The organism is Bacillus sp. S4 (genome assembly GCF_040838205.1).
Classification (GTDB): domain Bacteria; phylum Bacillota; class Bacilli; order Bacillales; family Bacillaceae_G; genus Bacillus_A; species Bacillus_A cereus_U.
Window position 1 is genome coordinate 1 of sequence record NZ_JBFPJI010000135.1, and the last position, 8859, is coordinate 8859.

Here is an 8859-nt window from a genome sequence, read left to right on the forward strand (position 1 = left end):
GTCAAAAACATAAAATCAATATTTTAAATATAATCATAAGAACTGTAGTTTTTTTTGCGGATTATCTCGAATTCGAGATAATTTCTGAGCGAGATGAAATGTGTTAGTTTTTTTGAGAGGTATCTCAAAATTGAGATAAAATAGCATTGCGGATTGAACTTTATCATATGGACAAAATGAATAATGAATTTTAGCAAATAAACGTTTTTTGTAATGAAATAAAAAAGGGCGTGGAGAAGACGATGGGTGAGGAATTAAAATTACCACAGCGATATAATCAGCATAGAAAACAGATTGAACAAGGGTTATTACCAATTTAAGTAAGAGAATTATACTAATTATATAAGGAATTGAAAGGGGAGAAAAATGATGAAACATGTTTTTCAAAAAGGAAAAGATGAGTCAAAACCAACACTATTATTGCTTCATGGTACGGGAGGAAATGAATTAGATTTATTACCGCTTGCAGAAAGAATTGATCGGGAAGCTTCTGTCTTAAGTGTTCGTGGAAATGTATTAGAAAATGGGATGCCTCGTTTCTTCCGCCGATTAGCAGAAGGTATTTTTGATGAAGAGGATCTTGTTTTCCGTACGAAGGAATTAAATGAATTTTTAAATGAAGCAGCAAAAACATATGAATTTGATAGAGATAATATCGTAGCTATTGGGTATTCAAATGGAGCAAATATTGCAGCGAGTTTATTATTCCATTATGAAAATGCATTAAAAGGTGCCATTCTTCATCATCCAATGGTTCCAAGAAGAGGGATAGAACTTCCTAATTTAGGAGAGAAAGCAGTGTTTATTGCTGCTGGAACAAATGATCCAATTTGTTCACCTTCTGAGTCAGAGGAATTGAAGATGCTATTAGAAAATGCAAATGCTAATGTAACAATGCATTGGGAAAATAGAGGACATCAATTAACGATGAATGAAGTAGAGAAGGCAACAGAATGGTATGAAAAAATGTTTTCACATGCATAAATAGTAGACTAAATCGAGTGTAAAATCATAAAGATTTTATACTCGATTTTTTTGTTGCAATTTAAGGGGTTAAAAGAGAATAGGAAAGTTATGTTAAAATAAAAGTAAAGGGGTTCCTGTTTTGTTAATGAGCAGGAGTGTCGATTATTCTAATAATGGGGGAAACTATTAGATGGCAAACTACGAAAATGAAGAAATGCTAACGGGAGGCAATGTCTCAAACGTATATCGTTCAGAAGATACAGTTCGACGAGAATTAAAGCAAGGCAGTACCAAAATTCATAAGCTATTAAATCATTTAGAAAATAAAGGTTTTAGTTATGCACCAAAGTTTTTAGGTATTGATGATAAAGATAGAGAGATATTATCATTTATTGAAGGGAAAGCTGGTAATTATCCTTTAAAAGAGTACATGTGGTCTAATGATGTTTTAAAAGAAATAGCGAAGATGCTCCGTCTTTATCATGATGCTGTGAGTGATTTTCCTTTATTAGATGATTGGAAACCAATGGATAATACTCCAAATAAAATAGAGGTTGTATGCCACAATGATTTTGCAATATATAACATTATTTTTAATAACGAAAAACCAGTAGGTATTATTGATTTTGATGTTGCTGGTCCTGGACCAAGACTTTGGGACATAGCCTATACTCTTTACACTTGTGTCCCATTAAGTAGAGTTTATTATACGGAAACAGGTAAGGCAGTTTATTATAATTCATTACAGCATGTGGAACGTATAAAGCAAAGGATTAAATTGTTTTTTGAGTCCTATAAAGGTGAGGGTATGGACGAGGATTATTTGGAGATGGTACTTCTACGATTAGAAGGATTATGTAAATACATGAAAAGAAAAGCAAAAGAAGGCGATATGAACTTCCAAAAGATGATAGATGAAGGACACCTTGAACATTACGAAAAGGATATTAAATTTATTCGTGAACATGGAAGAGAATGGATGTAATGAAATGCGTTTTATACGCTAAAAAGCTCAGAGTCATATAGGGACTTTGAGCTTTTTAGCGTATTAGTGTAGATGTTTTCCACAATAACTGAACTACTTATAACAGATATCTTTTACTATATTCATGTACCATAGTTAAGAGTTTGTTACAGGCTGAGCTGTAGCAACTGGTAATTGGATATCGACAGTTGTTCCTATGTTTAATTCACTTGAAATGAATAATTTCCCGTGATGCTCTTGAATGATTTTATAGCACATCATTAAGCCAAGGCCAGTTCCTTTTTCTTTCAAGCTATAAAAAGGTTCGCCAAGACGAGCCATACGCTCTTCAGGAATCCCACAACCTTCATCGATAATGCGTATTGAAACAAAATCATTTTCTAACGAAGTTGTTTGAATGAATATGTTACCACCATCAGGCATAGCCTCAATCGCATTTTTTACTATGTTAATAAAAACTTGTTTTAATTGATTACTGTCACATTGAATGTCAGAAATATAATCGAAATGGTCCATGATGATATGAACGCTATGCATAATTGCTGTTGGTAAAATAAAAGTTACAACTTCTTCAATTAATGTTTGTACGTTGCATGTATGAATAGATAACACTTGTGGTTTAGACATCGCCATAAATTGGCTTGTTATAGATTCCATTTGTGAAATCTCACTCAACATAACGTCCACATACCATTTATTTTCCTCATTTATTTCTGGATGTAATAATGTTAAAAATCCTTTTAATGAAGTGAGCGGGTTTCTAATTTCATGGGCAATTCCAGCTGTCAGTTGTCCTACTACTGCAAGCTTTTCGGATTTTCGTAATAACTTTTCAGTTTCTTTTAGTTCGGTAACGTCCCTTCCCATCACTATAAGACCTTTGCGTGAGCCATCAGGATGGAAGAGTGGGACCTTTGAAATACTTAAAACTAGGTCGAAATCATCTCTATGTATAATAAATTCCTCTCCGTGAAGAATTTGTCCCTTTTGCCATGTTAGTTCATCGACTTCTTCACAATGCAAAAAAGATTCGCGGTACGCTTCGTTATATTGAATGAGTTCATTATCTCTTTTTCCATGATAAGGTACGTTATGGAAATTGAAACAAGAAAGCGCATAGTCATTTGCTTCAAGCCAGCGTCCTTCATGATCCTTAAAAATAACAAATGCAGGCATTGAATTCATTAATGTGCGTAATCGTTTCTCACTCTCTTGTAATACTTTCTCAATTCTTTCTGATTTTTCAAGGGGTTTCATAATGGCGTATACACCTGTTAAACGATTTTTAACAAAAATAGGAACTAATTTTGTTACGACATCTAGTAAATATCCGTCTTTATGATAAATAGAGACGATATACTCTTTTTGATTGTCAGCTGCAGTATTTTTTATGTATTGTAGTACTTGATCAGAAATATGTGCTTCTAAAATAGAAGTGATTGTTTTTCGCTCTAATTCGTTAGAAGTATAACCTAATATTCTTTCAGCAGAGGGATTAATATGTAAAATAACTCCTTCTAAATTCAATGAAATAATACTATCAGGGTTATGTTCGAAAAGAGATGCGTACATTTCTGCTAAAGAACGATTTTGTATATGGTTTCGCAGGCGTCCAGATACGTTCGGATGACGCTTTTTTTGAGTAGATGAATATTTTTTACGACTCATAATATTTCCTCCGTACAATTAGCATCTAAAAAAGATGGATCTATTAATAACTATAATATAGGTGTGACGTTTATTTCTATAAAAAATGGAAATTACAGAATAAATTTTCTTTTTTTATTATTAGTGGAAGGTATAAAAGGTAGTAATAAGAGAATCTTATATTGCTTAATTAATTTTCTGTAAGTTACATGAATGTGTTTTCGTTATACGATTAGAATAGAAGAGGGGGAAGTAATATGAAAAATTATATTCAAGGAATTGATCATGTACAAGTAGCTGCGCCCGTAGGATGTGAAGAAGAAGCGCGAGAATTTTATGGTAATAAAATTGGAATGGAGGAAATTCCAAAGCCGGAGGAATTAAAGAAGCGTGGTGGGTGTTGGTTTAAGTGTGGAAATCAAGAGATTCATATCGGAGTTGAGCAAAACTTTAATCCAGCTAAAAAAGCGCATCCAGCTTTTTATGTTTTGAAAATTGATGAATTTAAACAAGAGTTAATAAAGCAAGGTGTTGAAGTAATAGATGATAATGCACGACCAGACGTGATTAGATTTTACGTATCAGATCCGTTTGGAAATCGAATTGAATTTATGCAAAATAAAAACTAGGTTAAGGTCCACCTAGTTTTTTATGCTTTTCTAAACAATCCTAACACTTCAACAGTTTCTGTAATATTAACGAATGCATGAGGATCAATTTCGGAAATCGTTAGTTTCATACTTGCTAACTCTTCACGCGAAACGACTGTCATGAGTACACGTTTTTTTTCGTTTGAATAAGCACCTTCACCATCAAGTAACGTAATTCCGCGTACTACAGTTGAAAGAAGCTTTTTTTTCATTTCTTCCGCTTGATTTGTTACAATCATAAGTGTAACTTTACGATGTTTTGTATGAACGGCATCAATTACTTTACCAGTTACATAAATTGAAAGTAAGCTTGTAAGGGCAACATCCCAAGTGAAGAAAAATCCCGCAATGACAACAACAACAGTATTTAATGCAATAAGGAATCCACCAAGTTTAATATCTCGCTTGCGAGATAACAACATACCGATAATATCAAATCCACCAGTTGAACCATGGCAGTTAAAGACAAGACCAATACCAGCTCCGGCGATGACACCGCCAAATACAGATGATAAAAGTGGATCTGTTGCTACGACTTTTACAGGAATATAATATAGTGCAACAGATAATACAATTACAGAGACAACTGTGTTAAAAATTACTTTTTTTCCAAGACCTATGTATCCTAAAATAAGGATAGGTAAGTTCAATACAAAGTTAATAATGCCTGTGTTCACAGGGGTTGCAATTCCTAAAATAATAGCAATTCCGCCAATTCCACTACTTAAAATTTTATGGGGGATAAGGAAAAGATTAAAGGCAATCGCAATAATAATAGAACCAAAAATAACACCAAGAAATCTGACCATCTTTTTCCCGTCCTTCACTAAATAATCATATTATTTCAAGATTATATATGAAATTGAAAGTTTTAGGTGAAAACAGTTTATTTCGGAAAATTAGATTAATCTAAACAGTTTGAGTATTTGATTATTTGAAAGGGGATACAGATATGAAGATAACGACGTATCAACAGAAAAGTCCTTTAAAACAAGAATGTGAGGATTCATTTTTTTGTAATGAACATAACATGATGTACGGTATATGTGATGGAGCAACACCGCTCGTTCCATTTTGTGATGAAGAAGGACATAATGGAGCATACATCGCTTCGCATTTATTTGCAAGTCATTTTACTTCGTTACGGGAGATTAATAGTTTACAAGGTGAAGTTGCAAAGGCGAATGAATTATTGCAAAACAAGATGCTAGAGTACAAGGTTGATACGAGAAAAAAAGACCATCTATGGTGTACATGTATTGCAGCAGTTCAAATAGAAGGCGAGAAACTTGAATATGCACAGTTAGGTGATTGTATGATCGTTGCAATACTTCAGGATGGAGCGATGAGAGTATTAACGAAAGATACGGTTCAAGGAATTAGTAAACGTGCAAAAAAGAAGAGAGAAGAGGATCGTAAAAAAGGTTTACCAGTCCCGGAAGAAAACGTTTTTCAAGATGTTCGGGAGCAGTTAAAATACAATCGCTATCTTGCAAATATGCCAAACGGCTACTCAGTTGCAAATGGGATGAAAGAAGCTATGGATTATTTACAATATGGTGAATTACAGCTAGCTGAAGTAAGTGGGATTTTTATTTGTTCAGACGGATTGTTTCACCCAGAGTGGTCGTTAGAACAAACTGTAGTATATATAAGAAAGAATAGTATAAAAGAATATGTAGCAATCATTGAAAGGCTAGAAGGAGAAAATAGAATAAGACCAGATGATAAAACAGTTATTATGATCGATTTGTAAGAGGAGGATGTTCATATGGAAATTAAATGTGCAAATTTAACATTTCAAAATGAGTTAATTCCTTTAGAAAAAGTAAATAAATTGATTATCCACCATACGTCAGAAGATGGATGGGATGTGTATAAAACCCACGAATTTCATCAAAAGGTAAGAGGATGGAGCGGGATTGGTTACAATTATTTTATTGAAGAAGATGGAACTGTAGTCGAAGGGCGAGGTTTACATATTGGAGCACATGCGAAAGATAATAATAGTGACACAATTGGAATATGTATGACGGGAAATTTTGATAAATATGATCCAAATACTGCACAAATGAATTCATTATATTCTTTATGTAAAATGTTTATGAAGCAGTTTGCCATAGAGAAAGGAAATATACTCGGCCATAGGGAGTTAGAAGGGGTTACAAAAACTTGTCCGGGAAATCGCTTTTCTATGGTAGAGTTAAGAAAAGTATTATCTTAAATATAGAGGAGTAACGAATGATGATGAACATAAAAATAACGAATGATAAAAAAGAAGAGCTTGTAGCACAAATTCAGCAATTTTTCGTTGAAGAAGATTTAGATGAAATTGGACGTTTCCAAGCAGAACGTTTAATAGAAGAAATGATAAAGTTAGTAGGACCATTTGCATACAATCAAGCAATTGGAGATGCAAGAAAGCTTGTAAGTGAGAAATTAACGAATATTGAAGAAGATTTGTATGTGTTAGAGAAGAATGAGGGTAAATAAAAAGAGCCAGATGGCTCTTTTTTTATTTGTTTTCTTTATGTTCTTTATATTCATGTACTTTTTCTTTTACATTACCGACAGTATCTTTAGCAGTGCCTTTCACCTTATTCCATTTTCCCTCGGCTTGTAATTTTTTATTGTCAGTTACTTTTCCGACAACTTCCTTTACTTCACCCTTTACCTTATCAATGGCACCTTCTACTTTTTCTTTTAAACCATGATCATGTTTAGTCATACATTTCTCCTCCTTGTAGTTTGAGTAGAATTCTCTTTTCATATTGCAAGTTGAATGATGTATCTAGTAATAGCGTAACAAAGTTAGTTTGAATATTCAAATGAGTAACAGGATAGAAAGGTAATTGTCATAAAATGTATACATTCGTAATGGAAAGAAAAAGAAAGTTAATTATATGTCTTTCGCAGTCCATATTGATTTTGTATAAGCAATTTTCATATGGGCACGTTCCATATTATTTTGACTGCCGCTACCGAATCTTGCTTGTCCAACTATTAAATTACAATTGGATGCAACAGCGGTCTCAATTCGTTTTTGAATTAATGCGGTATGACAACCTTTACGTTGAAATTCTGGCAAAGTAGCAGAAGCAGCTAATGAAGCAACACCTTTATTTATATAAAGTACCCCTATACTAGCAGGAGTGTTTTGAACTTCGGCTATGAAAAAATGCCAGCCGGATTTATTGTAGAGAATTTCGTTATTTTGGTGCACACCATATTTTGTAAAGGATGGCATGTTAAATCCACGTACATATATGTCTGCAAAAATATCAAATTCATTTTCTTTTAGTTGGCGTACTGAAATGTTAGAAGGCAGCAGCGATGGGTCTTCTCTTGGTAAACTATATAAAGCGGTATGGAAGCTAGATTGATAAAAATCTTTTTGAGATAAGTATTGAAATAATTCAGTTGTACCTTGCGCTGGTGTAATTTCAAAACGGCAAGGGATTTGTAGTGATTGATAATAAGCGATGATTTCATCTATCTCATCTGTATTTGTAAATGTAATGCCCTTTACTGTATTAAAAGCAGGACCAGCAATTACTTTTGATGAAAAGGCAGTGGCACTCCCGAACTTTTTCATTTGTACTTGCATTGGGTTGCCGCTTATTGTTTGTAGTGCCTCTAATCTAGAAGAAAGCATATGTATTTCTGCGTTTTCAATTTCTTGTGCTGTATTGTATGTCATAATAGTACGCATAAAATTCCTCCATAAAATAATATAGTCGTAGTATATATACGATTTTTCTAATAGGATTCCTGTTGTAATGTAAGAGAATAAGAAGATTTTTGGAAGGGAAATGGAAGTGAACTGTCGAAGGGAAGTAGAAACAGATTAAAGGTGGTGCTCTCATGAAACAGAAAGACGTGCAGACATGCTCTCATTGCGGTTCTCATAACATAGGAGAAGGTGAGTTTATCGGTTATGCACAAATACGAAAAAAGGAGACGATGTTCACATCTTCACCAGTGGATGCTTATATTTGTACAGATTGTGGGAATATCCTTTTATTAAAAGTACGGAATTATGAAAAATTTAAACATAAGCCGCTATGATTGTTGAGAAGTGGTCGTATCCAACGTTGTATACAGAACGTCTTATCTTAAGAAAAATTGATATGAGTGATATTTTACATATATTCGAGTATGCTTCGGATAATAAATTAACAACTTATACTGTATGAGATGAACATCGATCGTTAAATGATACGAAAAAGTTTATTTATGAAATCATGGAACGATATGAGAAAGAAAAAGTCGCTCCTCTTGGAATAGTATTAAAAGAGAAGCAGAAACTCATAGGGACATGTGGATTTATAAGTTATGATTCAACTATACATAAATCGGAAATTGCATACGCCTTATCATGAAAATATTGGGGAAGAGGACTAGCTACCGAAGCGGCGTTAGCTTTTATTAGCTATGGTTTTAATGAGTTACGTCTTAATAGTATTGAAGCATCTGAAAGATTAATGAGACGTTTAAATATGGAGTATGAGTATACGATTCAAAATGATTTGTTTGTAAAAGGTAAATATCGTGATACGAAACGGTATTGTATATCCCGAGAAAGATATAGGAATAAATGAAATATTTCAT

11 protein-coding genes and 2 pseudogenes are annotated in these 8859 nt (G+C 33.4%); 9 read left to right on the forward strand and 4 right to left on the reverse strand.

Annotated features, from left to right (window positions below):
• Positions 1–236 precede the first annotated feature (236 nt).
• The 3 genes and pseudogenes from AB3X48_RS13750 to AB3X48_RS13760 form a co-directional block, all read left to right on the forward strand.
• Positions 237–320: pseudogene (locus AB3X48_RS13750) on the forward strand (VOC family protein); the annotation flags it as partial.
• Positions 321–369: 49 nt separating this feature from the next.
• Complete coding sequence (locus AB3X48_RS13755; protein ID WP_016105843.1) at positions 370–984, forward strand: alpha/beta hydrolase; 615 nt, start codon at positions 370–372, stop codon at positions 982–984.
• Between the two features lie 172 nt (positions 985–1156).
• On the forward strand, positions 1157–1951 hold the full coding sequence (locus AB3X48_RS13760; RefSeq protein WP_016105842.1) for a phosphotransferase: 795 nt from the start codon (positions 1157–1159) through the stop codon (positions 1949–1951).
• A gap of 135 nt (positions 1952–2086) precedes the next feature.
• Here AB3X48_RS13760 and AB3X48_RS13765 read toward each other — a convergent pair whose 3' ends face one another.
• The gene (locus tag AB3X48_RS13765; protein WP_016105841.1) at positions 2087–3619 is read right to left on the reverse strand and encodes a BA3702 family sensor histidine kinase; all 1533 of its coding nucleotides are present in this window, start codon (positions 3617–3619) and stop codon (positions 2087–2089) included.
• Between the two features lie 236 nt (positions 3620–3855).
• On the opposite strand from AB3X48_RS13765, the gene AB3X48_RS13770 reads away from it, so the two are divergent.
• A complete protein-coding gene (locus tag AB3X48_RS13770; RefSeq protein WP_002146289.1) occupies positions 3856–4227 on the forward strand; it encodes a VOC family protein in 372 nt (123 codons plus the stop codon).
• 20 nt (positions 4228–4247) lie between these two features.
• Here the strand turns inward: AB3X48_RS13770 and AB3X48_RS13775 are convergent, their stop codons facing one another.
• Complete coding sequence (locus tag AB3X48_RS13775) at positions 4248–5057, reverse strand: YitT family protein (RefSeq protein ID WP_002146290.1); 810 nt, start codon at positions 5055–5057, stop codon at positions 4248–4250.
• A 143-nt stretch (positions 5058–5200) separates the two neighbouring features.
• Between AB3X48_RS13775 and AB3X48_RS13780 the strand changes: the two genes are divergently transcribed.
• Genes AB3X48_RS13780 through AB3X48_RS13790 form a run of 3 tightly spaced genes read left to right on the forward strand, consistent with a single transcriptional unit; the run spans position 5201 to position 6741 of the window.
• Positions 5201–6004: a PP2C family serine/threonine-protein phosphatase gene (locus AB3X48_RS13780; protein WP_016105840.1), complete on the forward strand. Its 804-nt coding sequence runs from the start codon at positions 5201–5203 to the stop codon at positions 6002–6004.
• 15 nt (positions 6005–6019) lie between these two features.
• Entirely contained in the window at positions 6020–6472 is a 453-nt protein-coding gene (locus AB3X48_RS13785) for a peptidoglycan recognition protein family protein (RefSeq protein WP_016105839.1), read from the forward strand.
• A 17-nt stretch (positions 6473–6489) separates the two neighbouring features.
• The gene (locus tag AB3X48_RS13790; RefSeq protein ID WP_002033529.1) at positions 6490–6741 is read left to right on the forward strand and encodes a DUF2164 domain-containing protein; all 252 of its coding nucleotides are present in this window, start codon (positions 6490–6492) and stop codon (positions 6739–6741) included.
• 22 nt (positions 6742–6763) lie between these two features.
• Here AB3X48_RS13790 and AB3X48_RS13795 read toward each other — a convergent pair whose 3' ends face one another.
• On the reverse strand, positions 6764–6976 hold the full coding sequence (locus AB3X48_RS13795) for a CsbD family protein (RefSeq protein WP_349302918.1): 213 nt from the start codon (positions 6974–6976) through the stop codon (positions 6764–6766).
• A 171-nt stretch (positions 6977–7147) separates the two neighbouring features.
• Entirely contained in the window at positions 7148–7960 is an 813-nt protein-coding gene (locus AB3X48_RS13800; protein ID WP_088099416.1) for a GNAT family N-acetyltransferase, read from the reverse strand.
• Positions 7961–8112: 152 nt separating this feature from the next.
• On the opposite strand from AB3X48_RS13800, the gene AB3X48_RS13805 reads away from it, so the two are divergent.
• Entirely contained in the window at positions 8113–8316 is a 204-nt protein-coding gene (locus tag AB3X48_RS13805) for a hypothetical protein (RefSeq protein WP_088079101.1), read from the forward strand.
• Positions 8313–8849 (forward strand): annotated as a pseudogene (locus AB3X48_RS13810) (GNAT family N-acetyltransferase). Before AB3X48_RS13805 ends, AB3X48_RS13810 begins: the two are co-directional and overlap by 4 nt.
• Positions 8850–8859: the final 10 nt, after the last annotated feature.